The sequence below is a fragment of the Streptomyces sp. NPDC048018 genome (assembly GCF_043202995.1).
Classification (GTDB): Bacteria; Actinomycetota; Actinomycetes; order Streptomycetales; family Streptomycetaceae; genus Streptomyces.
The window spans coordinates 741,515-767,059 of sequence record NZ_JBIDBK010000002.1 but is presented as its reverse complement, the minus strand read 5'-3'; the positions used below and the strand labels follow the sequence as shown (position 1 = coordinate 767,059).

The window sequence follows — 25,545 nt, the reverse complement described above, 5'->3', positions numbered from 1 at the left end:
CGCAAAGAATGAGACGGGCGCGACCCCCGGATCCCCACCCGGAGGCCGCGCCCATTGGGTTCGTCGGGCGGGTGAGCCGCAACCTCGCCGACCGCCGCCGGACGCGACTAAGCCCCCCACGGTCTTCGCCGCGTCACCTCGGTCCTGAAGGTTTCCCGTCCGACACGCACAGCTTTTCGGTTCCCGGGCGTTCGCCGCGAGGCTTTTCAAGTGTGGCTGAAACACCCTGGTAACGTGCAGTGATGCTGTGCATACTCGTCGTCGGGGGTGGTTGCGAGTGCACAGGTGGGGGTTCGGCATATGCTGCGGATTCATTTCACCGGAAACGACTTGGCCGGGGTGCGTATGGCTGCCCGGCCGGACGTTCTGTGGGAAACGATTCTCAGTTTTCACCGGTTAAGAGACCGGCGCGGCTCCGTCGTGTACGGAGAATGGCGCTCCGAGGCGCGCAGGCGCCTGGGCGCCGAGACCCGGCTGCTCGGAGCGCTCGTGCCGAGCCGCGGCTATTTCCCCGACTTCCTGACGCCGCCCCAGGGCATCCTCGGGCTCGACGAGGGACTCGACGCCGTCGGCGCCACACCGCCCGACCGGCTGCACACCGAACTGGCCCTCATCGGCGCGGCCCGCTCCGGGCGCCCCGCCGTCCCCGCCGCGCTGCGGAGCCTCGCCGACGGCGGCGGCAAGCCCCTCGGCCGGCTCCTCTCGGCGCTGAGCAGCTATCACCGGGCCGCCGTCGAGCCGTACTGGACCCACATCCAGGCCCAGGTCGAGGCCGACCGGGCGCGCCGCGGCCGGGCCCTGCTCGACGGCGGCGCGGACGAACTCCTCGCCTCCCTGCCGCCGATGCTCCGCTGGCACAGCCCGGTCCTGGAGGCCGACTATCCGGTCGACCGGGACGTCCACCTCGACGGGCGCGGGCTGCTGCTCCAGCCGTCCTGGTTCTGCCGCGGCACGGCGGTCGTGCTGCGCGACCCGGAGCTGACCCCGGTGCTGGTCTACCCGATCACCCACGGCGAGCCGCCCACCCTGCGCGCCCCGGGCCTGCCCTCGCTCGCGAAGCTGGTCGGGCACACCCGCTCCGAGGTGCTCAGCGCCATCGGCGACGGCGGCACGACGAGCGAGCTGGCCCGCAGGGCCGGGGTGTCCCTGGCCTCCGCGAGCCAGCACGCCGGCGTCCTGCGCGAGGCCGGCCTGGTCGCCACGCTGCGGCACGGCAACGCGGTCCTGCACACCCTGACGCCGCTGGGCGCCGCCCTCCTGGGAGGCGGCGGCCACGGCCGGGTCGGGCACCGGTGCTACGCGCGGAACGGGCCGGTCACCTCGTAGGTGATGCCGTCCGGCGAACTGCCGGTGGTGCCGCGCCGGAATCCAGGAGTTCGGAGTCGAGCCGGCATCAACGGACGGTGACGGGAGGGCGACGGACGGTGGGCGTTGTCCGCCGGGACCGCCCTCTTCCGGCCATGAACGTGTGCGCATCGCTGCGCGCCTCGCCCGTGCCGGCCGCGAGGCCCTCGGCGCCCGCGCGGCAGACCCGCTGCCGCGTCCGCCCCCGGCACGCCCGACGCCCTCGCCGCACCGGTCGGCGGTGGCGCCCGGCCACCTGCGGCGGTGCGGCGGAAACGCTTCGCCGCCCGCGGCTCGGCGCCCCCGAGGACCTTCGGCACTGGCCCGGCGGCCCCCGGACCGGCAGGCTGGGAGCATGCCCGCCACCCGCGCCCTCCGTGACATCGGCTGCCGCCAGGACCTCGACGTCCTGCTGCGGCGCTTCTACGAGGCGGCCTTCGCAGATCCGCTGATCGGGCCCTTCTTCACCGAGGTCGCCGGCACCGACCTGGAGGCCCATCTGCCGAGGATCGCCGACTTCTGGGAACGAGCGCTGTTCCGCACCGCCGGGTACGGGCGGGACGCCTTCGCGCCGCACGCCGCGCTGCACTCCGCACGCCCCCTCACCGCCGCCCACTTCGGGCGCTGGACGCAGCTGTGGCGGGCGGCCGTCGACGGGCTCCACCAGGGGCCGGTGGCCGAGCGGGCCAAGGCGCAGGGTGAGCGGATCGCCGTGGCCCTGCTGCGGCGCCTCGAAGGGCGCGACGCGTCCACCGACGCCCCCGAGGGCCAGGGCGGCTTCGTGCCGCTGGCGGCGCTCAGGCTGCGGTCGGCGGCCTGAGCGGAAAAGATCTCCGAGGAAAGCAGTGCGGCACCGATGAATTCCGGCGGGACCACCCGTCTACCCCTCGAAAGCGCCGACACGGCTCCCACGGAAGAGAGAGTGACACCATGGCCCCGCAGATGATCTTCGTGAACCTGCCGGTGACGGACCTGGACGCCAGCAAGGCGTTCTACGAGCAGCTCGGCTACTCGATCAATCCGCAGTTCACGGACGAGACCGCCGCGTGCGTGGTCATCAGCGACACGATCTACGCGATGCTGCTGACCGAGGAGAAGTTCACGAGCTTCCTCGCGCCGGGCAAGGGGATCTCCGACGCCACCAAGAGCACCGAGGTGCTCGTCACGCTGAGCGCCGAGAGCCGCGAGAAGGTCGACGAGCTCGCGGACCGGGCGCTGGCTGCCGGTGGCAGCCCGGCGAAGGAGCCGATGGACATGGGCTTCATGTACGGGCGCTCCTTCGCCGACCCGGACGGCCACCACTGGGAGGTCTTCTGGATGGACATGGCGGCCGCCCAGGGCGCCCAGGGTGCCCAGGGCTGATCGCTCCCGGACGGCCCGCCCCGGCAGCCGCCCCGGCAGGGCAGGGGCCGGTCGCCCGCCCCGGCAGCCGCCCCGGCAGGGGCCGGTCGCCCGCCCCGGCAGCCGCCCCGGGCCGGCGCTCGAACCCGTCCAGGGCTCCTCGGGTCCGGTCGGGCCGTTCGGGTCCGGTCGGGCCCGTCAGGCCGAGACGCCGCCGTCGATCACCAGATCCGTGCCGACGGCGGAGCCGGCCGCGTCCGAGGCGAGGTAGAGCACCGCGGCCGCGATCTCGGCCGCCGAGGAGATCCGCCCGAGCGGCGACTGCTCCTTCATCCGCACCGCGCGCTCGGCCTCCGTCTCGCCCGGCCGCAGCGACATCGCGGACTCCGAGGCCCCGGGGCTGACCGCGTTGATCCGGATCCCGTCGGCGATGTGGTCGAGGGCGGCGGCCCGGGTGATCGCCGAGACGGCCGCCTTGGAGACCTGGTAGCCGAAGAGCCCGGGGACGCGTACGTGGGGGCCCAGGTTGGACGAGATGTTCACGATGGCCCCGCCGCCGTGGGCGCGCATGTGGGCGATCTCCGCCTGGAGCGCGTGCAGGACGCCGGTGACGTTGGTGTCGAGCAGCGTCTGCCAGTCCGCCGGCGGGAAGTCGCCGGCGAGGTGGCCGCCGCGGAACACTCCGGCGTTGTTGACGGCGACGTCGAGCCCCCCGAAGGCCGTCACCGTGTCCCGCACGAGGCGGTGCACGTCCCCGGCGACGGTGACGTCGGCGGTGAACGCGCGGGCGGTGCCGCCCGCGGCCTCGATCAGTTCCACCGTCCCGTCGAGCGGGGCGGCGCCCCGGCCCGCGACGGCCACCCGGGCGCCCTCGGCGGCGAAGGCGAGCGCGATGGCCCGGCCGAGCCCGGAGCCGCCCCCGGTGACGAGGACGGTGCGATCGGTGAAGCGGTGCATGTCTTCTCCCCCTGTATTTGACTGATCGTTCTCGAATGAGGGCCCAGGAAAGGGGCGCCGCAAGGCGCCCCCGCGTGAACCGCGTCAGTCGAGCAGGGCCAGGGCCTGCTCCGCCGCGTCGCGCACGCGGGCGGGGTCGCCGGACACCTTGCCGACCACCCGCAGCCCCTGCAGCAGGACCAGCAGCATCCGGGCGAGCGCCCGCGGGTCGCGCTCCGCCGGCAGCTCGCCCTGGGCGCCCGCCCGGCTTAGCGCGCTGTGCAGCAGGGTCTCGACCTGCTCCCAGCTGAGTTCCACCCGCCGGGTCACCGCGCCGTCGTGCGGGGCCAGTTCGGCCGCCGAGTTGGTGACCAGGCAGCCGTTCTGGCGGATTCCGTCGGTCCCGGCCTCCGCCGCGAACCTGCGCACCAGGGCCCGCACGGCCGGCAGGGCCGGACCGGGCGCGGACAGCTCCGCCACGATCCGCGGGTCGCGGCCCTCCAGGTAGCGGTCCAGGGCCTTCAGGTACAGCTCGTGCTTGCTGCCGAAGGTCGCGTAGACGCTGGCCCGGCCGATGCCGAGGTGCTCGACGAGGTCCGCCATCGACGTCGCCTCGTAGCCGCGCGCCCAGAACAGCTCGAGAGCGGCCTGGAGCGCGGCGTCGGGATCGAATTCCTTGGTCCTGGCCATGAGATGACCGTACGTCTTTCCGGAACGATCGGTCAAATAATGCCTTGGGGAGGGGACGCTCAGACCGTCCGCACCGGGTACACCGCCACCGCCACCTCGTCGTCGTCCAGGCACCGCCCCGTCTCCAGGTCGAAGCGCTGCTTCAGGAGCGGCGAGGCGACGAACACGCGCCCGCCCGCCGAGCCGAGCAGGCCCCGGGAGAGGACCTGCGCCCCCGTGAAGGGGTCGCGGTTGTCGATCGCGTAGGTCCGCCCGGAGCGGTCCTTGAAGACCGCGGCCTGCCGGCCGTCCGGCAGCAGCGCCGCCATGCCCCGGCCCGGGGTGAGGCGGGCCTCCTCGCAGACCGTCATCCAGGCGTCTTCGGCGGGGGAGAGTTCGAGGTTCGTCATCGGGAGGAGGCTCCTTCCAGGGTGCCGATCGTGAGGATCTGGAGGTCGGGCTTGATCTGGTCGCGCTCCGGCACGAACCTCACCGACGGGTCCGGCGTCTCGGGCGCGTTGACGAAGGACACGAAGCGGCGCAGCCGGTCCGGGTCGTCCAGGGTCGCGGCCCACTCGTCCCGGTAGTCCTCGACGTGCGCCGCCATCAGCGCCTCCAGCTCGCCGCACAGGCCGAGGGAGTCGTGCACCACCACGTCCCGCAGGTGGTCGAGGCCGCCCTCCAGGCGCTCCAGCCACACCGACGTGCGCTCCAGGCGGTCGGCGGTGCGGATGTAGAACATCAGGAACCGGTCGATCAGGCGCACCAGTTCGGCGTCCGAGAGGTCCTGGGCGAGCAGGTCGGCGTGGCGCGGGGTCGCGCCGCCGTTGCCGCCGACGTACAGGTTCCAGCCGTTGGCGGTGGCGATGACGCCGAAGTCCTTCGACTGGGCCTCCGCGCACTCGCGGGCGCAGCCCGAGACCGCCGACTTCAGCTTGTGCGGAGCGCGCAGGCCGCGGTAGCGCAGCTCCAGCTGGATCGCCATCTTCACGGAGTCCTGTACGCCGTAGCGGCACCAGGTCTGGCCCACGCAGGACTTCACCGTGCGCAGCGCCTTGCCGTACGCGTGCCCCGACTCGAAGCCGGCGTCGACGAGCCGGGTCCAGATCGAGGGGAGCTGGTCCACCCGCGCGCCGAAGAGATCGATCCGCTGACCGCCGGTGATCTTCGTGTAGAGGCCGAAGTCGCGGGCCACCTCGCCGATCACGATCAGCTTCTCGGGGGTGATCTCGCCGCCCGGGATGCGCGGCACCACCGAGTAGGAGCCGTTGCGCTGGAGGTTGGCCAGGTGGTGGTCGTTGGTGTCCTGCAGCGAGGCCTGCTCGCCGTCCAGGATGTAGCCGCCCAGTCCGATCGCCGGCGCGAGGCTGGCCAGCACGGAGCCGACGGTCGGCTTGCAGACCTCGCAGCCGTCGCCGCCCTCGGCCTCCTCGCGGCCGTGCGAGTCGAGCAGGGCGGCGAAGGAGGTCACCCGCAGCGTGCGGGCGATCTCGTAGAGCTCGCTGCGGCTGTACGCGAAGCAGCCGCAGAGTCCTTTGTCGGCGGCCGCCGGCAGCAGCTTCTCGATGACCTTCACACAGCTGCCGCAGCCCGTGCCGGCCTTGGTGCACTTCTTCACCTCGGGCAGCGAGGCGCACTGCGTGATCGCGTGCTTGGTGACGTTGTGGCAGGAGCAGATCACCGCGTCGTCCGGCAGCGCGGACGGGCCGAGTGCGACCGGCGCGCCGACGCCCGCCGGGAGCACCAGCTGTTCGGGGGAGACCGGCGGCCTGGAGCCGGTCAGCGGGCGCAGCAGACCGTAGGACTCGGCGTCGCCGACCAGGACCCCGCCGAGCAGCGTGCCCTCGCCGTCGACCACCAGTTTCTTGTAGACGCCCGAGCGCGAGTCGGAGTAGACGACGTCCAGGCAGCCCTCGGCGGTGCCGTGCGCGTCGCCGAAGGAGGCCACGTCCACGCCGAGCAGCTTCAGCTTGGTCGACAGGTCGGCGCCGGTGAAGCCCTTGGTGCTCTCCTCGGCGATCGTCGCCGCCGCCGTCTGCGCCATCTCGTAGCCCGGGGCCACCAGGCCGTACACCCGTCCGTCGGAGGCGAGCGCGCACTCGCCGATCGCGAACACCGCCGGGTCGGAGGTCCGGCACAGCTCGTCCACGGCGATGCCGCCGCGCTCGCCGACGTCCAGGCCGCAGTCGCGGGCCAGCTGGTCGCGGGGGCGCACGCCCGCCGAGAAGACCACCATCTCCGTGGCCAGTTCGGAGCCGTCCGACAGGCGCATGCCCGTGACCGCGCCGTCCTCGGTGACGACCTCCTGGGTGCCCGTCCCGGTGTGGACGGTCAGGCCCATCTGCTCGATCGTGCGCAGCAGGGCCGCGCCGCCGCCCTCGTCGACCTGTACCGGCATCAGCCGGGGCGCGAACTCCACGATGTGCGTGTCGAGACCGAGGCCCTTGAGGGCGCCGGCCGCCTCCAGGCCGAGCAGGCCGCCGCCCACGACCGCGCCGGTCGTCCGGCCCTTCGCGTACTCCTCGATCGCGAGCAGGTCCTCGATCGTCCGGTAGACGAAGCAGCCCTGGGCGTCCTTGCCGGGCACCGGCGGCACGAAGGGGAAGGAGCCGGTGGCCAGGACGAGCGTGTCGTACGCGAAGACCTGCCCGGACCGGGCGGTGACCGTGCGGGCCGCCCGGTCGACGGCGACGGCCGGGTCGTCCGTGTACAGCTCGATGCCGTGCCGGTCCATGAAGCCGTCCTCGACCATGGACAGGTCGTCCGGGGTCTTCCCGGAGAAGTACGAGGTCAGCTGGACGCGGTCGTAGGCGGGCCGGGGCTCCTCACAGAGCACCACGATCCGGGCCCGCGCGGTGACGCCCCGGTCCGCGAGCGCCTCCAGGAACCGCTGGCCGACCATGCCGTGGCCGACCAGGACGATGGTGGGGGTGGGAGGGGTCGTCATGTCAGGAGCCTCCGTCGTGGGTCAGAAGGTGGAGCAGGGGGGCGTCGGGCAGGGCCTCGTCGCCCGCCCAGGCCCGGGCGAGCGTGCCGACCGCGGCGAGGTCGCCGAGGAGTACGCCGCCGACGAGCCGGTCGCCACGGACGACGACCTTCCGGTAGGCCCGCCGGGTCGCGTCCGTCAGCCGCACGACGTCGTCGCCGGGGGCGGGGGTGGTCTCGCCGAACGCCGCCAGGTCCAGCGACTCGGGGCCGCCGAGGGTGAGCCGGGTGAGCGCGCGGGTGCCGGTGTAGCGGGGGCGGCCCGCGCCGGCCGGGCCGCCGGCCCGCTCCGCGAGGAGCAGCTCCGCCAGCACGTCGGCCTGGTCGAGCGCGGGGCCGGCCAGGCCGTACACGCGCCCGTCGTGCTCGGCGCAGTCGCCGATCGCGTGGACGGCCGGGTCCGAGGTGCGCAGCTCGTCGTCGACCACGACCCCGGTGCGGATGTCGAGACCGGCCTCGCGGGCCAGCGCCACCCGGGGGCGGACCCCGCAGGCGAGGACGACGACCTGCGCGTCGAGGACGAATCCGTCGGCGAGCTCGACCGCGGTGACACGGCCGCCCTCCTGCCGCAGACCGCTCACCCGGCACTCGGTGTGCACCTCGACGCCCAGCTCCTCCATGTGCGTGCGGAGCAGGGCCGAGGCCTCCTCGTCGAGCTGCCGTTCCATGAGGCGCTCGCCCTGCTGGGTGAGCACGACCTCGGCGCCGAGCGCGGCGAGCGCCCGGGCCGCGGAGACGCCGAGCAGCCCGCCGCCGACCACGACCGCCCGCACCCCGGGCCGGACCAGCTCGCGCAGCGCCAGGCAGTCGTCGAGCGTCCGGAACGGGTGCACCCCGGCCGGGAGCGCCGCCCCGCGCAGTCCGCGCAGCGGCGGCAGCACCGGCGCCGAGCCGGTCGCGAGGACCAGCCGGTCGTACGGCACGAGGGCGCCGTCCGCGCACTCCACCGTGCGGGCCGCGCGGTCGATCCGCACCGCCCGCGCGCCGAGCCGGGCCGGCTCGCACGCCTCGGGCAGCGCGATGACCTCGGGGCCGTAGCGGCCGGCGAGGACGTCGGCGAGCAGCAGGCGGTTGTACGGCGGGTGCGGCTCCTCGCCGAGGAGCGTGACCGGCAGGCGCTGGGCGAGCCGGGCGCCCGCCGTTCCGCCCCCGACCACCACGATCCGTGTACTCATGACGGAAGCGTGCGCGGCGGGTGTTACCCGGTGGGATCCCGGCTGTTTCCCGGACGGAACGCTGACCTCACCACGGGCCCGCCGCGCTGTGAGGCCCCTCACCGGCGTATACGGCCCGCCGGGACGGCGGCAAGCTCAGACGTAGCTCAAGACTCCCGAGATCGATGGATGGCGCACACATCCGGGCTCTAGGCTCGCGGCATGCCTGACATATCCCTGACCACTCTCGCTCTGCTCTGCGTCGCGGCGCTTGCGGCCGGCTGGATCGACGCCGTGGTCGGGGGCGGCGGTCTGCTCCTGCTGCCCGCGCTGCTGCTCGGCCTGCCGCACCTGCCGGCCGCGCAGATCCTGGGCACCAACAAGGCCGTGGCGATCGTCGGCACCTCCGGTGCGGCCGTCACCTACGTCCGCAAGGCGCCGGTGCAGGTCGGCACGGCCGTACGCATCGGGATCGCGGCGCTCGCCGGATCGATGGGCGGCGCCTTCTTCGCGGCCGGGATCAGCAGTCAGGTGCTGCGGCCGGTGATCATGGTGGTGCTGCTCGCCGTCGCCGGCTTCGTGATGTTCCGCCCGTCCTTCGGCACTCGCCCCGGGGGCGTGGCGCGGCCCGCGCTCACCCGGGCCCGGATCGTCACGGCGATCGTCGTGGTCGGCGGCGGGATCGGCTTCTACGACGGCCTGTTCGGGCCCGGCACCGGTACCTTCCTGGTGCTCGCCCTCACCGCCGTGCTCCACCTGGACCTGGTGACGGCCTCCGCCACGGCCAAGATCGTCAACGTCTGCACCAACGCGGGCGCGCTCGCCATGTTCGCCTACCAGGGGCACGTGATGTGGCTGCTGGCGGGCGTCATGGCGGTCTTCAACCTGGCGGGCGGCATGATCGGCGCGCGGATGGCGCTCCGGAAGGGCTCGGAGTTCGTCCGCGGGGTGCTGCTCGTGGTCGTCTTCTCGCTGGTCGCGAAGCTCGCCTTCGACCAGTGGGCCTGACAGGGGCGCGGGGAGCCCGGCCGACCGGCATCGCGCGTTCGACCCGGCGCGGGGTCCCCACCGGCGCGGGGTCCCCACCGGCGCGGGGTCCCCACCGGCGGGGGGTGCCCACCGGCGCGGTCCTCCCGGCGGTGGTGGTCCGCCCGGCCGTGAGGTTCCCACCGGCCGTCGCGATCGGCCCGGCCGCCGTGGTCCGGCCGACTGCCGTGGTCCGCGCGGGGCGCCGGGGCGGGCGCGGGGCGCGGACGAACGGGGGCGCGGGGCGCCGAGGGACGGGGCGCGGGGCGCCGAGGGGGCTACTTCACGCCGATGAGGTGCCCGAAGGCGACGACGTTGCCCTGGTAGCCGCCCGACTTCCGGGAGAAGCCGCCGCCGCAGGTGATCACCCTGATCTCGGCCCGGTCGGCCTCCCCGTACACCTTGGCGTCGGGGAAGCGGTCCTTCTCGTAGACCTCGATGGCGTCGATCGTGAACACGGCGGTGCGCCCGTCCTGCCGGTCCACCTCGATCCTGTGCCCCTTCTTCAGGGCGCCCAGGGCGTAGAAGACGGCCGGCCCCTGCGCGTTGTCGACATGGCCCGCGACGATCGCGGTGCCCTTCGCGCCGGGCGTGGTGCCGTTCTCGTACCAGCCGGCCAGATTGCGGTCCGCGGCCGGCGGCACCTCCAGCGAGCCGTCGGGGCCGAGCCCGAGGCCCGTCACGGGGGCGTCCACGTCGATCTCGGGGATGCGCAGCCGCAGCGGCCGGGAGGGTGGCAGCGGGTCGGCGGCGGCGTCGGTGTGGACGCTCGGCCCGGCGGCGAAGGCCTGGGCGGCCGAGGGAACGGGCGGGGTGACCTCGCCGGAGCCGTTCTGGATCATCCAGAGCCCCGCGCAGGCCGCGAGGGCTATGCCCCAGCCCTTGCTGCGGTTGCCCACGGGCGTTTCTCCCTCCGGGTGTGGTCCTGCCCCCGCCGGGCCGTCAGCGGGCACGCGGCGGGGGCAGGAGCTGGCGGTACGGTCAGCCGTCCTGCGCGCCGCTCGCCCGGCGGCGCAGGAGCCAGGTACCGCCCACGGCAGCCGCGGCCAGCACCGCCACGCCCGCCGTGATCTGGGCGGTGTCGGCGCCCACGCTGCCGCCCACACCGGTCTGCACGTGGCCGCTGGGGCTCTTGTGCTTGACGACGACGTCGCCGCGGGCCGTCCTGCCGTTGTCGCAGGCGACGCTGATGCCGTAGGTCCCCGCCTTGGCGTGGTGCGGCACCGTGAACTGGCCGACCACGACCTCCTTGTGGGTGCTGGGGTTGAGCTGGAACTCGCCCGCGCCGAGCGAGTTCGCGTCGCCGACGCCGTGGCCGTGGGAGCCGCAGGCGAGGGTGTTCACGGTGACGGTGGTGCCCGGGTCGGCCGAGGAGGGGAAGATCTCCAGGGCCTCCGAGCCGTGGCCGTCGTTGTTGCCGTGTCCGTCGTTCGCGAGCGCCGCGGGGGCGGCGAAGGCGCCGAGGGCGACGATCGTGAGCGCGGTACCGGTGAGCAGTCGGGCGGGTTTGCGGCGCATGGGGTCCTCCGGGGCGCGCGAACATGTGTGCCGGAAGCGGGACGTTCTTCCGTAGGACCGAGATAAATGCGTGGCCGCGCCCCACGCCTGCTGATGGAGGATCAGAATTGCTCCGTACGGGACGGCGCGTCGCCTGGATTCCGGGCATCTGCGCAGGTCGGAGCCGATTCCTCGGTCACACCTGACGGCCCGTGCCGAACGGGTGACCGGCCCGTCTGAGGAGGCCTGTCAGAGCACCTCCCAGGGCACCTCCTCCTGCGCGGCGTACACCCGTGCCATCAGCTCCTCGTCGACCCCGAGCGTGACGTCGTCGATCCGCGAGACCGGCGATATGCCGCGCGAGTTCGTCACGAAGGCCGCACGGAAGGAGGGCACGTCCGCGAGGGTCACCCGGCGGGTGACGGACGGCAGCCGCGGGGCGAGCAGCTGCATCGTGATGCCGGCGAGGTGGGGCGCCGACGGCCAGACGACCGAAGAGCCGTCCCAGAAGGCGATGTTCGTGACCGCGCCCTCGGCGATCTCGGCGTCCGGGCCGCCGGTGAGCAGGGCCTCGTCGAAGCCCGCCCGGCGGGCCGCGTCCCCGTGGAAGGCCTGCCCGAAGCCGCCCAGGTGCTTGATGTGCGCGGCCGGCCGCCAGTAGGCGACGGACTTCAGCGACCAGGGCTGCCGGTCGTCCGGGAACGGGGCCCGTACGGTCACCACGGCGTGGGCGCCCTCGTACACGTACACCCGCGCCGACGCGTCCCGCCGGCCCGCGGCCGCGAGCGCCCCGGCGAGCCGGGTCCGGACCAGGCCGACGTCCAGGGCCCGGCCGAACAGCTCCCGGGTGGAGCGGTCGAGCCGGTCCAGGTGCAGCCCGAGGCCCTGCACCCGCCCGTCGCGCACCTGCATCGCGGTGAAGTGGCCGTAGCCGCTCATCAGCGTCGCGAGGAGTTCCGGGTCGGCGGCGGGCGCGCCGTCGACCTCGACGTGCAGGGCGGTGACCCCTCCGGGCCCGGCCTCCATGGCGGCGGTCTCCGCGGCGGTCCCGGCGGTCTCCGCGGTGGTCCCGGACGAGCTCCCGGCGGTCTCCGCGACGGTCCCCGCCGACCTCCGGGCGGTCTCCGCGGCGGGTTCTCCGGCGGTCTTCTCGGGCTTCCGGTCAGGCGTGGTCATGGGGTCCACCGTATGCCCGGGGATTCCCCCTTGACCTCAACCAAGGTCGAGGTACCAGGATTCTCGGCATGGACATCACGAACCCGCTCCGTCTCGCCGTCATCGTCGCCAGCAACCGCGAGGGCCGCTTCGGCCCCGTCGTCGCCGACTGGTTCGCCGGACGCACCGCCGAGCGCGACGACTTCAGCACCCGGCTCGTCGACCTCGCCGACGTCGACCTGCCCACCGCCCTCTCCCACAACCCGGGTCCCGCCGTCCGGGCCGAACTCGCGAAGGTGAGCCCCGTCCTGGCCGAGGCCGACGCCTTCGTCGTGCTGACCCCCGAGTACAACCACTCCTTCCCGGCCTCCCTCAAGTCCCTGATCGACTGGCACTTCACCGAATGGCAGGCGAAGCCCGTCGGCTTCGTCTCCTACGGTGGCATCTCCGGCGGCCTGCGCGCCGTGGAGCAACTCCGCCAGGTCTTCGCCGAGATGCACGCCGTCACCGTCCGCGACACCGTCTCCTTCCACCTGGCCCACGGGCAGTTCGACGAGGACGGCGCCCCCAAGGACTCCACCGGGCCGGACACCGCCGCCAAGACCATGCTCGACCAGCTCGGCTGGTGGGCCCGCGCGCTCAAGGACGCCAAGGCGACCCGTCCGTACGCCGGTTGAGCGGGGGCGCGGCCGAGCCCCGGCACCGGCCGCCGCCTGACCACCGCCGTACGCGAGCGCGCCGGCGGCCGGCCGCCGACCCCGCCGCCACCGAGGACGAGCGCACCCCGGAACGGGCCGGCCCGGCGCCCCGGGCGTCACCGCCCGGGCGGAACCTCCGAACCCTCGAACGTCTCCGAAGACCCCCTCGAACCCCCCTGCTCCTCACCGTCCTCCCGGTCCTCGCCGCGGCGGCCGTCGCCGTCGCGCTCGACGCGCCCTCCCACACATCCCCGGTCACCCCGCCGACCTCGTGGCCGGTGGGCGCCCACACACCCGCCGAAGGGGCCCACGCCCGGCTGCAAGCGGCCCGGTTCGCCCGTACGGTGGAGGCGTGATCGTCACCGTCCGCACCACCACCGACGCGCGCGCCAAGGCCGACGCCCTGGCGCGCGGAGCCGTCGAGGCCCGGCTGGCCGCCTGCGCGCAGGTCTCGGGCCCCGTCACCTCCGTCTACCACTGGCAGGGCGCGATCGAGACCGCCGAGGAGTGGCAGGTGGAGTTCAAGACCACCGAGGCCCGCTTCCCGGCCCTGGAGGCGCACCTCCTCGCCGCCCACGACTACGAGACGCCGGAGATCCTCGCCACCCGGGTGACCCGGGCCGGCGCGGACTACGCCCGCTGGGTCGAGCAGGAGACCGAGGCGGCCCCGGCGATCGAGGGCCCGGTGGACGACGAGCGCCCCTTCTTCGTGTACGGCACGCTGCGCCCCGGCGCGTACAACCACGACCGGTTCCTCGCGGGCCGGATCGGCACCGAGGCGGACGCCGTGCTGTCGGGTGCGGTGCTGCACGACGGGCCCGGCTATCCCTATGTCGTCCCGGCGGACGGGGGCCGGGTGGTCGGCACGCTGCTGACGCCGGCGCCCGGCGCGTACGGCGAACTGTTCGCCCTGCTGGACCGGCTGGAGCTGCCCGCCGGATACGAACGGGTGGCGATGGACGTCGTCCGGGAGCGGGACGGGGCGCGGGTGTCCGCCTGGGTGTTCCTGGCGGCCCCGGACGCGCCCCTCGGCCCGGTGATCGAGAGCGGCGACTGGTTCAGCCGCCCTTAGGCCACGTCCCTTTCACGACCAGGCGGAGGCTTCCGCGACCAGGCGGAGGCTTCCGGGACGAGGCCGCGCCTTCCGGACCAGGTCAGGTCTCCCGGGTCGGGCCGCGTTCTCCGGGCCAGGCCGCGCCTTGCGGACCGGCTGCGGTCTCCCGGGTCAGGCCGCGCCTTCCGGACCAGGTCCGGTCTCCGGGACGAGGCCGCGCCCTCCGGGTCATGCCGCGCCCTCCGGACCCGGCCGGACGGGACCGGGCCGTGCCGGGGCGGGTCAGGGCCGGGGGGCCTCCGTCGACGTGTGTCTGGTGCGCTCCAGGCGTACCGCGCACACCTTGAACTCCGGCATCCGGGAGACCGGGTCGAGCGCCGGGTTCGTCAGGGTGTTGGCCCGGCCCTCGCCCGGCCAGTGGAAGGGCATGAAGACCGTGTCGGGGCGGATCGCGGCCGTCACCCGGGCCGGGGCCACCGCCCGCCCGCGCCGTGACACCACCGCGACGGGCTCGCCGTCCGCGACTCCGATCCGCTCGGCGAGCCGGGGGTGGAGTTCCACGAAGGAGCCGGGTGCGGCCGCGTTCAGCTCGGCGACCCGCCGGGTCTGCGCGCCCGACTGGTACTGCGAGACGACCCGGCCGGTCGTCAGGACCACCGGATACTCGGCGTCGGTCTCCTCCGCCGCCGCCCGGTGCACGACCGGCACGAACCGGGCCCGCCCGTCGGGGGTCGCGAAGCGGTCGAGGAAGAGCCGTGGCGTGCCCGGGCCGTCCTCGTCGGGGCAGGGCCAGAACACGCCCTGCTCCTCCTCGATCCGGCGGTAGCTGATCCCCGCGTAGTCGGCCGGGCCGCCCGCCGAGGCGCGCCGCAGCTCCTCGAAGACCTCCTCGGGGTCGGTGGGGAAGCCCTTGTCCCGGCCGAGCAGGGCCGCGAGTCCGTGCAGCACCTCCAGGTCGCTCCGGACTCCGGGCGGCGGGGTGAGGGCCTTGCGGCGCAGCAGCACCCTGCCCTCCAGGTTGGTGGTGGTGCCGGTCTCCTCGGCCCACTGGGTCACCGGCAGGACCACGTCGGCGAGTTCGGCGGTCTCGGAGAGGACGACGTCGGCGACGGCCAGGAAGTCCAGGGAGCGGATGCGCTCCTCGACGTGGGCGGCGCGCGGGGCCGACACGACCGGGTTGGAGCCCATGAGGAGCAGGGCCCGCACGTCGCCGCCGAGGGCGTCGAGGAGCTCGTACGCGCTCCGCCCGGGGCCGGGCAGGGTGTCGGGGTCGACGCCCCACACCCCGGCGACGTGTGCGCGGGCGGCCGGGTCGTCGAGCTTGCGGTAGCCGGGGAGCTGGTCGGCCTTCTGGCCGTGCTCGCGGCCGCCCTGCCCGTTGCCCTGGCCGGTGAGGCAGCCGTAGCCGCTGAGCGGCCGGCCGGCCTTGCCGGTGGCGAGGCACAGGTTGATCCAGGCGCCGACGGTGTCGGTGCCCTTGGACTGCTGCTCGGGGCCGCGGGCCGTCAGCACCATGCCGGTCGCGGCCTCGGCGAACATCCGCACCGCCTCGCGCAGCTGCGGCACGGCGACGCCGGTGATCCGCTCGACGTGCTCGGGCCAGTGGGCCATCGCCGCGGCCCGCGCACCCTCCCAGCCGGAGGTGCGCTCGCGGACGAAGTCCTCGTCGACCCGGCCTTCGGCGACGACGAGGTGGAGCATGCCGAGGGCGAGCGCCAGGTCGGTGCCGGGGCGCGGCGCGAGGTGGAGGTCGGCCTGCTCGGCGGTGCGGGTGCGGCGCGGGTCGACGACGATCAGTCTGCCGCCGTTCTCCTTCAGCTCGGTCAGGTAGCGCAGGGCGGGCGGCATGGTCTCGGCGAGGTTGGAGCCGACGAGGATCACGCAGCCGGTCCTCGGGATGTCCTCCAGGGGGAAGGGGAGCCCCCGGTCGAGGCCGAAGGCCCGCTGGTGGGCGGCCGCGGCGGAGGACATGCAGAAGCGCCCGTTGTAGTCGATCTGCGAGGTGCCGAGCACGACCCGGGCGAACTTGCCCAGCGTGTACGCCTTCTCGTTGGTGAGGCCGCCGCCGCCGAAGACCCCCACGGCATCGGCTCCGTGGTCGGCGCGGGTCCGGCGCAGCCCGTCGGCGACGGCGGCGAGTGCCTCCTCCCAGGCGGCGGGCCGCAGCGCCCCCGTGTCGGGGCAGCGGACCAGCGGCTCGGTGAGCCTGACCCGGGAGGAGAGTACGGCCGGGGCGGTGCGGCCCTTGCCGCACAGCGCACCCCGGTTGACGGGGAAGTCGGGCCGGTCGACCACCTCGACGGGGAACTCCCCGGCGTCCCCGGCGCGCAGACTCATGCCGCACTGGAGGGCGCAGTAGGGACAGTGGGTGGGAACGGTGGTGACCTCTGACATGACCCGAGGATGCGACGGGCGTGTTACGGGCGGGGGCGTGCCGGATTACGGGCGCGGTGCCATGCCCTCAGGTCACCGGCCCGCGGCAGGTGAGGCCAGGGCCTTCGCGACGCCGTCCTCGCGGGCGCCCAGGAAGTGCGGGTCGGGGCGCAGGGCCGCGTCGAGCGCGGCCTTCCCGGCGGCCGCGAGCTCGCGGGTGGTGCCGTAGTACCAGGTGGCGTCGTGGGGTTCGCCGACCCCGACCCCGTACGACTCCACTCCCGCCGCCCCGCACAGGGCGACGGCCCGCTTGATGTGGAAGTCCTGGGTGACCAGCACGGCCCGGTCCACGCCGAAGATCTTCTTGGCGCGGACGCAGGAGTCCCAGGTGTCGAAGCCCGCGTAGTCGCTGACGACCCTGCCGTCGGGCACCCCGCGCTCTGCGAGGTACTTCCGCATGGCGCTGGGCTCGTCGTACGCGGTGCGGCTGTTGTCGCCGGTGACGAGCAGCACCTTCACCTTGCCGGTGCGGTAGAGCTCCGCGGCGGCGTCGAGACGGTGGGCCAGGTAGGGGGTGGGGCGGCCCTTCCACAGGCCGGCCCCGAACACGACGGCGACGTCCTGGGCGGGTACGTCGGCCGTGGTGCGCAGCCGGTCCGCGGTGTCGAGGTGCATCCACGTGGCGGGCGCGAGGGCGAGTACGGCGCCCAGCACGGCGGCCTGGACGGCGCGGCGGCGGCCCCGGGTGGTGCGGGGGAGGCGGGGCAGGCGGACGCCGCGCATCGGGTGGACCTCCGTGGTCGGGAAGGAGTGGTCACTCCGTTCGACGCTGTTCGGCAGGCTTCGGTTCGCCCGGTGCCCCGTCCGCTCCGTACAGCAGGGCGGACCCGCCCATCCCGAGCAGCATGCCGAGGAGTTGCGCGGCGGCGAACGCGGGCACCGAGCCGGGCGCGATTCCGGTGAAGGAGTCCGAGAAGGCGCGCCCGAGGGTGGCCGCCGGATTGGCGAAGGAGCCGGAGGAGGTGAACCAGATGGCCGCGCCGATGTACCCGGCGACGGCGACCGGCGCGAGCGTGAGGCGCCCGATGCGGCGCAGGCCCTGGACGACGAGGACGAGCCCGGCGGTGGCGACGGCCTCGCCGAGCAGCAGGTGCGGTTCGGCCCGCTGTTCGGTGGCGAGGGCGGCGCCGGGCGCGCGCCCGAACATCGCCTCGGCCAGCAGCGCGCCCGCGACGGCGCCGCCGAGCTGGGCGCCGATGTAGGCGACGGCGTCACGTCCGCCCTCCCGTGAGCGGCGGGACCACCACTCGGAGAGGGTGACGACGGGGTTGAAGTGGGCGCCGGACAGCGGGCCGATGAGGGCGATGAGCAGGCCGAGGCCGATGGCGGAGGCGGCGGCGTTGGCGAGCAGCCGGACTCCGGTGTCCTGGCTGAGGGAGTCGGCGCGGATGCCGGAACCGACGATGACGGCGACGAGGGCGGCGGTGCCGGTGAACTCGGCGAGGACGCGCCGGGGGAGCGGCGCGGGGGACATTCTCATAATGGAAAAGATATTCCGTGATTCGGAACGAAAAAAGGGGGGAGAAAGGCGTGCGGCATCCGTACGATCCGTGGGTGATCACTGAAGCCCTTCTCGCGGCAGCCGTCCGCAACAACGCCGACTGGTGCGACACGATGTGCCGCGCCCACGGCCTCCCGGGCTCCTTCGGCCCCCGCGCCTGGACCAGCCCGCGCCGCACCCCGCTGTACTACCCGGACGCCGTCAGCCTCACCGAGGACGCCGGGACGCGGGACGTCCTGGCCGGCATCGACCGGTCCGCACCCGGCGCCTCCGTCAAGGACAGCCACGCCCGCCTCGACCTGGCAGCCGAGGGCTTCCGGATGCTCTTCGAGGCCCGCTGGATCCATCGCCCGGCCGGCCTCCCCACCCCTCCGCCCACCGCGGCCCACCGCACCGTGCGCACGGCGGACGAACTCGCCGCCTGGGCCCTCGCCTGGAGCGGCGGCGACGCCGAGGAGGCGGAGCTCTTCCGCCCCGGACTCCTCACCGACCCCACGACCACCGTCGTCGCCGGGCACGCGGCCGACGGCCGCATCCTCGGCGGCGCCGTCCTCACCGAGTCCGCCGGCGTCACCGGCGTCTCCAACCTCTTCACCGCCGACGGCGTCCCCGCCTCCTACGCCTGGGCCGGCGCCCTCGCCGCGGCCGACCCCGGCCTGCCCGTCGTCGGCTACGAGTCGGGCGACGACCTCGACGCGGCCCTCGCCGAGGGCTTCGCGACGATCGGGGCGCTCCGGGTCTGGCTGGACGCCTGACAGACGCCGCCCGGCCCGCCGTGAGGCCACGGCGAACACCCGTGACCCGGGCGAAACGGCCAGGCAACCTGACCCCGGCAGGATCGGCGCATGACGACGCAGGAGCCGGACCTCACGTGTGACAGCAGCGCCGCGGACCTGCTCGGCCGGATCGGGAGCCGGGCCGGTCTGCGGCTGCGTCACCTGCATCCGCCGACCTGCCGCGGTGCGAAGCACCACGAAGGACCCGACGGAACCGACCCCGCCTTCGCACCGCCCCCGGAGCCGACTGCCATGAACCGCCCCCGCACCGCACCGACGCTCGTGGCCGTCGGCCACGGCAGCCGCGACCCGCGCGCCGCCGCCACCCTCCGGCTGCTGCTCGACCGGGTCCGCGAACTGCGCCCCGGACTCGACGTACGCCTCGCCCACATCGAGCTGAACGCCCCGCTGCTCACCGACGCCCTCGCCGAACGCGCGGCGCTCGCCGAACGCGCCGGCGAGGCGGCCGGCACCGCCGGCGTCGTCCTCGTGCCCCTCCTCCTCGCCCGCGGCCACCACGTCAAGCACGACCTGCCCGCGGCCGTCGCCGCCGCCCCCGCCGCACGGGCCCGGGTCGCCGCACCGCTCGGCCCGCACCCGCTGCTGGTCGAGGCCCTCGCCGACCGGCTCGCCGAGGCCGGCTGGACTCCCGAGGACGGCCGCTCGCCCGCCACCGGAGTGGTCCTCGCCTCCGCCGGCTCCCGCGACCCCGAGTCCGCCGCCGACATCCGCCGGGTCGCCGCCCAGCTCGGCGAACGCCTCGGGGGAGTGCCCGTCGTCCCCGCCTACACCTCCGCCGCCGCGCCCACCGTCCCCGAGGCCGTCCGAGCCCTCGCCGCCCGCGGCCGGCACCGCGTCGCCGTCGCCTCCTGCTTCACCGCCCCCGGCCTCTTCGCCGCCCGGGCCGCGGCCGACGCCCCCTGGCTGGCCTCCGCCCCCCTCGGCGCCCACCCGGCCCTCGCCCGCCTGGTCCTGCACCGTTACGACGAGGCGCTGCGCCCCGCCGTCGGCAGCGCACGGCGAGAACTCGCCGCCATCTGACCCCTTCTGTCCGTCCCTCCCGTTACCGTCGGGGCTATGGAAGGCATCGCAGACCCCCACAGCACCGGCAGCAACACCCCCGGCTACGACGAGAGCGCCACCGAGCGCTGGGCCGCCGAGCCCGACAAACGCCCCGGACGCACCGCCTTCCAGCGCGACCGGGCCCGCGTCCTGCACTCCGCCGCGCTGCGCAGACTCGCCGGCAAGACCCAGGTCGTCACGCCCGGCACCCGCAGCGACGCCTGGGACGCCAGCCCCCGCACCCGGCTCACCCACTCCCTCGAATGCGCCCAGGTCGGCCGGGAGCTCGGCGCCGCCCTCGGCTGCGACCCCGACCTCGTCGAGGCCGCGTGCCTCGCCCACGACATGGGACACCCGCCCTTCGGGCACAACGGCGAGCAGGCACTCAACGACTTCGCCAAGGACTGCGGCGGCTTCGAGGGCAACGCCCAGTCGCTGCGCCTGCTCACCCGGATCGAGCCCAAGCGCTTCACCGACGACCCCGTCACCGGCGAGCCGGTCAGCGTCGGCCTCAACCTCACCCGCGCCGTCCTCGACGCCGCCACCAAGTACCCCTGGACCCGCGGCGCCCACCCCGGCGACCCCGGCTCGCCCAAGTTCGGCGTGTACGAGGACGACCTGCCCGTCTTCGCCTGGATCCGGCAGAGCGCCCCCGCCCACCGCAAGTGCTTCGAGGCCCAGGTCATGGACTGGGCCGACGACGTGGCCTACTCGGTGCACGACGTCGAGGACGGCCTGCACGCCGGGCACATCGACCCCAACCTGCTGCTCGCCGAGCCCGAGCGGGCCGACATCTGGGCCGTCGCCCTCGGCCGCTACGTACCGGAGGACACCGACCCGCAGGAGCTCGCCGACGCCCTCGACCGGCTGCTCGACGAGGAGTGGTGGCCGCACGGCTACGACGGCTCCGCCGTCGCCCAGGCCCGCCTCAAGGACGCCACCAGCCAGCTCATCGGGCGCTTCTGCCTCGCCGCCGAGGGCGCCACCCGCCAGGCCTTCGGCTCCGGCCGCCTCACCCGCTACGAGGCCGAGCTGGTCGTCCCCCGCGAGACCCGCAACGAGTGCGCCGTCCTCAAGGCCGTCGCCGACCGGTACGTGATGCAGCGCGCCGAGCAGGAGGCCCTCCGCGCCGACCAGCGCATCGTCATCGCCGAACTCGCCGAGGCGCTGACCGCCCGTGCCCCCGAAGGCCTCGAACCGCAGTTCCGCGCCCAGTTCGCCGGTGCGCCCGACGACCGTTCCCGCAAGCGGGTGATCGTCGACCAGATCGCCTCGCTCACCGACGCCTCGGCCCGCGCCCTGCACGCCCGGCTCCGCACGCCGCGCGTCTGAGGCGTGGTCCGGACCGTCCCGGGACGTTCGCCCTCTTTCGCCGGCCCGGCCGGTGCGGGACCCTCGCATGCACGTCCCGAGGCGGTACGGCCCGGGCCGGGCCCGGGGGCGTAGCGTAGGGAACCGGTCGCAACGAGGAGGAATCAACGTGGTCGACGCAGATCAGACCTTTGTCATCGTCGGCGGGGGCCTGGCCGGCGCCAAGGCGGCGGAGACGCTCCGCGCCGAGGGGTTCAACGGGCGGGTGATCCTCATCTGCGACGAACGCGAACACCCCTACGAGCGCCCGCCCTTGTCCAAGGGCTACCTGCTCGGGAAGGAGGACCGGGACTCCGTCTTCGTCCACGAGGCCTCCTGGTACGCGCAGAACGACGTCGAGCTGCACCTCGGGCAGCCCGTCACCGCCGTCGACCGCGAGGCCCGCACCGTCCGCCTCGGCGACGGCACCGTCATCCGCTACGACAAGCTGCTCCTCGCCACCGGCGCCGAGCCCCGCCGCCTCGACATCCCCGGCATCGACCTCGCCGGCATCCACCACCTGCGCCGGCTCGCCCACTCCGAGCGGCTGCGCGACGAGCTCAAGACGCTCGGCCGCGACAACGGACACCTGGTGATCGCCGGCGCCGGCTGGATCGGCCTGGAGGTCGCCGCCGCCGCCCGCTCGTACGGCGCCGAGGTCACCGTCGTCGAGGCCGACCCCACCCCCCTGTACCGGGTCCTCGGCCCCGAACTCGGGCAGCTCTTCTCCGACCTGCACACCGAGCACGGCGTCCGCTTCCACTTCGGCGCCCGGCTCACCGAGATCACCGGCCAGGACGGCATGGTCCTCGCCGCCCGCACCGACGACGGCGAGGAACACCCCGCGCACGCCGTCCTCGTCGCCATCGGCGCCGCCCCGCGCACCGCCCTGGCCGAGAACTCCGGCCTCGCCCTCGTCGACCGCGCCGACGGCGGCGGCATCGCCGTCGACGAGGCGCTGCGCACCTCCGACCCCGACATCTTCGCCGCGGGCGACGTCGCCGCCCCCCACCACCCGCTCCTGCGCCGGCGCATCCGCGTCGAGCACTGGGCCAACGCCCTCAACGGCGGCCCGGCGGCCGCCCGCGCCATGCTCGGCAGGCACGTCTCCTACGACCGGATCCCGTACTTCTTCTCCGACCAGTACGACCTGGGCATGGAGTACTCGGGCTGGGCGCCGGCCGGCTCGTACGACCAGGTCATCTGCCGCGGTGACGTCGGCAAGCGCGAGTTCGTCGCCTTCTGGCTGCAGGAGGGCAGGGTCGTCGCCGGCATGAACGTGAATGTGTGGGACGTCACAGATCCCATCCAGAAACTGATCCGCTCCCGGGCCCAGGTGGACCCCGAGGCCCTGGCGGACCCGTCCGTCGCCCTGGAGAGCCTGATTCCCTAGCCGGGACGGCTTCCCGGCCCCCGTAGAATTCATGCGTGGCCGGCAGGATCAACGACGATGACGTGAAGGCGGTACGGGACGCGGTCCCGATCGACGCCGTCGTGTCCGAGTACCTCCAGCTCCGCAACGCGGGCGGCGGCAACCTGAAGGGCCTCTGCCCGTTCCACGACGAGAAGTCGCCTTCCTTCCAGGTCAGCCCGAGCAAGGGTCTCTTCCACTGCTTCGGCTGCCAGGAGGGCGGCGACACCATCGCCTTCGTGATGAAGATCGACCACCTCTCCTTCTCGGAGACGGTCGAGCGCCTCGCCGCCAAGGCGGGCATCACCCTGCGCTACGAAGAAGGCGGCTACAACCCCGGCCACCAGCGCGGCGAACGCACCCGCCTGGTCGAGGCGCACCAGATCGCCGCGCAGTACTACGCCGACCAACTCGGCTCCGCCGAGGCCGAGATCGGCCGCACCTTCCTCGCCGAGCGCGGCTTCGACCAGGCCGCCGCCCAGCACTTCGGCGTCGGCTACTCCCCGGTCGGCTGGGACCACCTCACCCGCTTCCTGCGCGGCAAGGGCTTCTCCGACCGCGAGCTGATCCTCTCCGGCCTCTCCCAGGACGGCCGCCGCGGCCCCATCGACCGCTTCCGCGGCCGGCTCATGTGGCCGATCAAGGACGTCGGCGGCGACGTCGTCGGCTTCGGCGCGCGCAGACTCCGCGAGGACGACAACGGGCCCAAGTACCTCAACACGCCCGAGACGCCGATCTACAAGAAGTCCCAGGTGCTCTACGGCATCGACCTGGCCAAGAAGGACATCGCCAAGGCCAGCCGCGCCGTCGTCGTCGAGGGCTACACCGACGTCATGGCCTGCCACCTGGCCGGAGTCACCACCGCCATCGCCACCTGCGGCACCGCCTTCGGCGGTGACCACATCAAGATCCTGCGCCGCCTCCTCATGGACAACGGCTCCGCCCGGGTGATCTTCACCTTCGACGGCGACGCCGCCGGCCAGAAGGCCGCCCTGCGCGCCTTCGAGGACGACCAGAAGTTCGCCGCCGAGACCTACATCGCCATCGCCCCCGACGGCATGGACCCCTGCGAACTGCGCCTCGCCAAGGGCGACGAGGCCGTCGCCGATCTCGTCGAGCCCCGCACCCCGCTCTTCGAGTTCGCGCTGCGCCAGATCGTCGCCCGCTACGACCTGGAGACCCCGGCCGGCCGCGCCGCGGCCCTCGACGAGGCCGCCCCGGTCGTCGCGAAGATCAAGAACCTGGCCTCGCAGCACGAGGTCGCCGTCCAGCTCGCCGGCATGGTCGGCATCCTCGACGAGCGCTTCGTCGTCCAGCGCGTCGGCCAGATCGCCCGCTGGCAGCGCGACCGCGGCGGCCGCGGCCAGGCCCCGGCCGGCTCCGACCGGCGCCGCCACGACGTCGGCCGGATCCAGGCCCCCGCCGCTCCCGCCGGGCCCGCGCTCAATCTCCGCAGCCCCGCCCACCGCACCGAGCGCGAGCTCCTCAAGCTCGCCCTCCAGCGCCCCGAACTGGTCTCCCCGGCCTTCGACGCCTACGGCGTCGACGAGTTCACCGCGCCGCCCTACGCGGCCGTCCGCCAGTGCATCCAGGACGCCGGCGGCGCCACCGGAGCCCCCGCCGACTACCTCGCCACCGTCCGCGAGGCCGCGCCCGACGACGCCGTCCGCGCCCTCGTGACCGAACTCGCCGTCGAGACGATCTTCGCCAAGAACGTCGACGAGGCCTACGCGGGCGACCAGCTCGTCACCGTCCGCCTGCGCGCCGTCGACCGCCGCATCCGCGACGTCCAGGGCACCCTGGCCCGCCTCGGCGCCCACGGCGACCCGGCGCAGCTCTCGGCCGTCCAGAACGAGCTGTGGGTGCTCACCCAGTACGGCCAGTCGCTGCGCAACCACGGGGCCGCGGCCCTCTGACGTCGGCCCGGCATACGTTCGGTCACCTGGCGGACTCAAAAAGTCACCGCACGCCCCTCGTGGCGGTGATGTGTCGTACCCCACACTGGGTCACGGTGCCGTCCCGCTGCCCGTACGCCCCCGAACGGCAGCGATCACCCACCCTGGAGGTCGCCCCCCGTGCAGACCCAGACCCAGACCCTCGCCCTGTCCGAGCCCTCGCCGGTGGAGCTGGTGGTAGTGGAGGAACAAGCGGAGCCGGAGCACGCGCCGGAGCCCGAAGCACCGCAGCCGCCCGACCGGCGCGGGCGCGCCGACCTCGGCGGCAACGGGCCCTCGTCGGATCTGTTCCGCCAGTACCTGCGCGAGATAGGCCGGGTCCCGCTGCTCACCGCCGAGGAGGAGGTCGACCTCGCCCGGCGCGTCGAGGCCGGCCTGTTCGCCGAGGAGAAACTCGCCTCCACCCCCGACCTGGACAGCCGCCTCGCGCTCGACCTGGACCGGCTCGTGGTGCTGGGCCGGATCGCCAAGCGCAGGCTCATCGAGGCGAACCTGCGGCTCGTCGTGTCCGTCGCCAAGCGCTACGTGGGCCGCGGCCTGACCATGCTCGACCTCGTCCAGGAGGGCAACCTCGGCCTCATCCGGGCCGTGGAGAAGTTCGACTACGCGCGCGGCTACAAGTTCTCCACCTACGCGACCTGGTGGATCCGCCAGGCGATGTCCCGGGCCCTCGCCGACCAGGCCCGGACCATCCGCGTCCCCGTGCACGTCGTCGAACTCATCAACCGCGTCATCCGGGTCCAGCGCCGGATGCTCCAGGAACGCGGCTACGAACCCACCGCCGAGGAGGTCGCCGCCCAGCTCGACCTCGCACCCGAGCGGGTCGGCGAGGTGCTGCGGCTCGCCCAGGAGCCGGTCTCGCTGCACGCCCCCGTCGGCGAGGAGGAGGACGTCGCCCTCGGCGACCTCATCGAGGACGGCGACGCCGCGTCGCCCGTCGAGTCCGCCGCCTTCCTGCTGCTCCGCGAACACCTGGAGGCCGTGCTCTCCACCCTCGGGGAACGCGAACGCAAGGTCGTCCAGCTGCGCTACGGCCTCGACGACGGCCGGCCCCGCACCCTGGAGGAGATCGGCCAGCTCTTCGGCGTGACACGCGAACGCATCCGCCAGATCGAGTCCAAGACCCTCAACAAGCTCCGGGACCACGCCTACGCGGACCAGCTGCGGGGCTATCTCGACTAGCCCGGCACACCGTGCG

23 protein-coding genes are annotated in these 25,545 nt (G+C 74.2%); 12 read left to right on the top strand and 11 right to left on the bottom strand.

Going from position 1 to position 25,545, the window contains the following annotated elements:
- The first annotated feature begins 300 nt into the window (after positions 1–300).
- From ACGF1Z_RS09375 to ACGF1Z_RS09365, 3 genes are all read left to right on the top strand, one after another.
- A complete protein-coding gene (locus ACGF1Z_RS09375; RefSeq protein ID WP_393001666.1) occupies positions 301–1,326 on the top strand; it encodes an ArsR/SmtB family transcription factor in 1,026 nt (341 codons plus the stop codon).
- 373 nt (positions 1,327–1,699) lie between these two features.
- On the top strand, positions 1,700–2,164 hold the full coding sequence (locus ACGF1Z_RS09370) for a group III truncated hemoglobin (protein ID WP_393001664.1): 465 nt from the start codon (positions 1,700–1,702) through the stop codon (positions 2,162–2,164).
- Between the two features lie 110 nt (positions 2,165–2,274).
- A complete protein-coding gene (locus ACGF1Z_RS09365) occupies positions 2,275–2,706 on the top strand; it encodes a VOC family protein (RefSeq protein WP_393001662.1) in 432 nt (143 codons plus the stop codon).
- A gap of 177 nt (positions 2,707–2,883) precedes the next feature.
- Here ACGF1Z_RS09365 and ACGF1Z_RS09360 read toward each other — a convergent pair whose 3' ends face one another.
- From ACGF1Z_RS09360 to ACGF1Z_RS09340, 5 genes are all read right to left on the bottom strand, one after another.
- Positions 2,884–3,642: an SDR family NAD(P)-dependent oxidoreductase gene (locus ACGF1Z_RS09360; protein ID WP_393001660.1), complete on the bottom strand. Its 759-nt coding sequence runs from the start codon at positions 3,640–3,642 to the stop codon at positions 2,884–2,886.
- A gap of 84 nt (positions 3,643–3,726) precedes the next feature.
- Positions 3,727–4,311, bottom strand: coding sequence for a TetR/AcrR family transcriptional regulator (locus ACGF1Z_RS09355; protein ID WP_393001658.1), 585 nt, complete (start codon positions 4,309–4,311; stop codon positions 3,727–3,729).
- Positions 4,312–4,370: 59 nt separating this feature from the next.
- Positions 4,371–4,700: a nitrite reductase small subunit NirD gene (gene nirD, locus ACGF1Z_RS09350; protein WP_393001656.1), complete on the bottom strand. Its 330-nt coding sequence runs from the start codon at positions 4,698–4,700 to the stop codon at positions 4,371–4,373.
- A complete protein-coding gene (gene nirB, locus ACGF1Z_RS09345; protein ID WP_393001654.1) occupies positions 4,697–7,237 on the bottom strand; it encodes a nitrite reductase large subunit NirB in 2,541 nt (846 codons plus the stop codon). The genes nirD and nirB overlap by 4 nt, the downstream gene beginning before the upstream one ends.
- A gap of 1 nt (position 7,238) precedes the next feature.
- The gene (locus tag ACGF1Z_RS09340) at positions 7,239–8,450 is read right to left on the bottom strand and encodes an NAD(P)/FAD-dependent oxidoreductase (RefSeq protein ID WP_393001652.1); all 1,212 of its coding nucleotides are present in this window, start codon (positions 8,448–8,450) and stop codon (positions 7,239–7,241) included.
- Positions 8,451–8,651: 201 nt separating this feature from the next.
- Here ACGF1Z_RS09340 and ACGF1Z_RS09335 point away from each other — a divergent pair, with 201 nt between their 5' ends.
- Positions 8,652–9,437, top strand: a complete 786-nt coding sequence (locus ACGF1Z_RS09335) for a sulfite exporter TauE/SafE family protein (protein WP_393001650.1) — start codon at positions 8,652–8,654, stop codon at positions 9,435–9,437.
- A 296-nt stretch (positions 9,438–9,733) separates the two neighbouring features.
- On the opposite strand, the gene ACGF1Z_RS09330 is transcribed toward ACGF1Z_RS09335, so the two are convergent.
- From ACGF1Z_RS09330 to ACGF1Z_RS09320, 3 genes are all read right to left on the bottom strand, one after another.
- Positions 9,734–10,297 (bottom strand): class F sortase, encoded by a 564-nt coding sequence (locus ACGF1Z_RS09330; RefSeq protein WP_393002449.1) that lies wholly within the window; start codon positions 10,295–10,297, stop codon positions 9,734–9,736.
- Positions 10,298–10,436: 139 nt separating this feature from the next.
- Positions 10,437–10,973, bottom strand: coding sequence for a hypothetical protein (locus tag ACGF1Z_RS09325; RefSeq protein ID WP_393001648.1), 537 nt, complete (start codon positions 10,971–10,973; stop codon positions 10,437–10,439).
- Between the two features lie 228 nt (positions 10,974–11,201).
- Entirely contained in the window at positions 11,202–12,128 is a 927-nt protein-coding gene (locus ACGF1Z_RS09320; protein ID WP_393001646.1) for an aminotransferase class IV, read from the bottom strand.
- 68 nt (positions 12,129–12,196) lie between these two features.
- Between ACGF1Z_RS09320 and ACGF1Z_RS09315 the strand changes: the two genes are divergently transcribed.
- Entirely contained in the window at positions 12,197–12,784 is a 588-nt protein-coding gene (locus ACGF1Z_RS09315) for an NADPH-dependent FMN reductase (protein ID WP_393001644.1), read from the top strand.
- Between the two features lie 373 nt (positions 12,785–13,157).
- Complete coding sequence (gene cutA / locus ACGF1Z_RS09310; protein WP_393001642.1) at positions 13,158–13,877, top strand: divalent cation tolerance protein CutA; 720 nt, start codon at positions 13,158–13,160, stop codon at positions 13,875–13,877.
- A 264-nt stretch (positions 13,878–14,141) separates the two neighbouring features.
- On the opposite strand, the gene ACGF1Z_RS09305 is transcribed toward cutA, so the two are convergent.
- The 3 genes from ACGF1Z_RS09305 to ACGF1Z_RS09295 form a co-directional block, all read right to left on the bottom strand.
- Entirely contained in the window at positions 14,142–16,253 is a 2,112-nt protein-coding gene (locus ACGF1Z_RS09305; protein WP_393001640.1) for a molybdopterin oxidoreductase family protein, read from the bottom strand.
- 72 nt (positions 16,254–16,325) lie between these two features.
- A complete protein-coding gene (locus tag ACGF1Z_RS09300) occupies positions 16,326–17,015 on the bottom strand; it encodes a vancomycin high temperature exclusion protein (protein WP_393001638.1) in 690 nt (229 codons plus the stop codon).
- Between the two features lie 31 nt (positions 17,016–17,046).
- Entirely contained in the window at positions 17,047–17,772 is a 726-nt protein-coding gene (locus ACGF1Z_RS09295) for an aquaporin (protein WP_393001636.1), read from the bottom strand.
- Between the two features lie 134 nt (positions 17,773–17,906).
- Here ACGF1Z_RS09295 and ACGF1Z_RS09290 point away from each other — a divergent pair, with 134 nt between their 5' ends.
- From ACGF1Z_RS09290 to ACGF1Z_RS09265, 6 genes are all read left to right on the top strand, one after another.
- A complete protein-coding gene (locus ACGF1Z_RS09290; protein ID WP_393002447.1) occupies positions 17,907–18,548 on the top strand; it encodes a hypothetical protein in 642 nt (213 codons plus the stop codon).
- A gap of 90 nt (positions 18,549–18,638) precedes the next feature.
- On the top strand, positions 18,639–19,610 hold the full coding sequence (locus tag ACGF1Z_RS09285; protein WP_393001634.1) for a sirohydrochlorin chelatase: 972 nt from the start codon (positions 18,639–18,641) through the stop codon (positions 19,608–19,610).
- 36 nt (positions 19,611–19,646) lie between these two features.
- Positions 19,647–20,963, top strand: coding sequence for a deoxyguanosinetriphosphate triphosphohydrolase (locus ACGF1Z_RS09280; RefSeq protein ID WP_393001632.1), 1,317 nt, complete (start codon positions 19,647–19,649; stop codon positions 20,961–20,963).
- A 148-nt stretch (positions 20,964–21,111) separates the two neighbouring features.
- Positions 21,112–22,374, top strand: coding sequence for an NAD(P)/FAD-dependent oxidoreductase (locus ACGF1Z_RS09275; protein ID WP_393001630.1), 1,263 nt, complete (start codon positions 21,112–21,114; stop codon positions 22,372–22,374).
- Between the two features lie 35 nt (positions 22,375–22,409).
- Positions 22,410–24,308, top strand: coding sequence for a DNA primase (gene dnaG / locus ACGF1Z_RS09270; protein WP_393001628.1), 1,899 nt, complete (start codon positions 22,410–22,412; stop codon positions 24,306–24,308).
- 186 nt (positions 24,309–24,494) lie between these two features.
- Positions 24,495–25,529 (top strand): RNA polymerase sigma factor, encoded by a 1,035-nt coding sequence (locus ACGF1Z_RS09265; RefSeq protein ID WP_393002445.1) that lies wholly within the window; start codon positions 24,495–24,497, stop codon positions 25,527–25,529.
- Positions 25,530–25,545 lie beyond the last annotated feature (16 nt).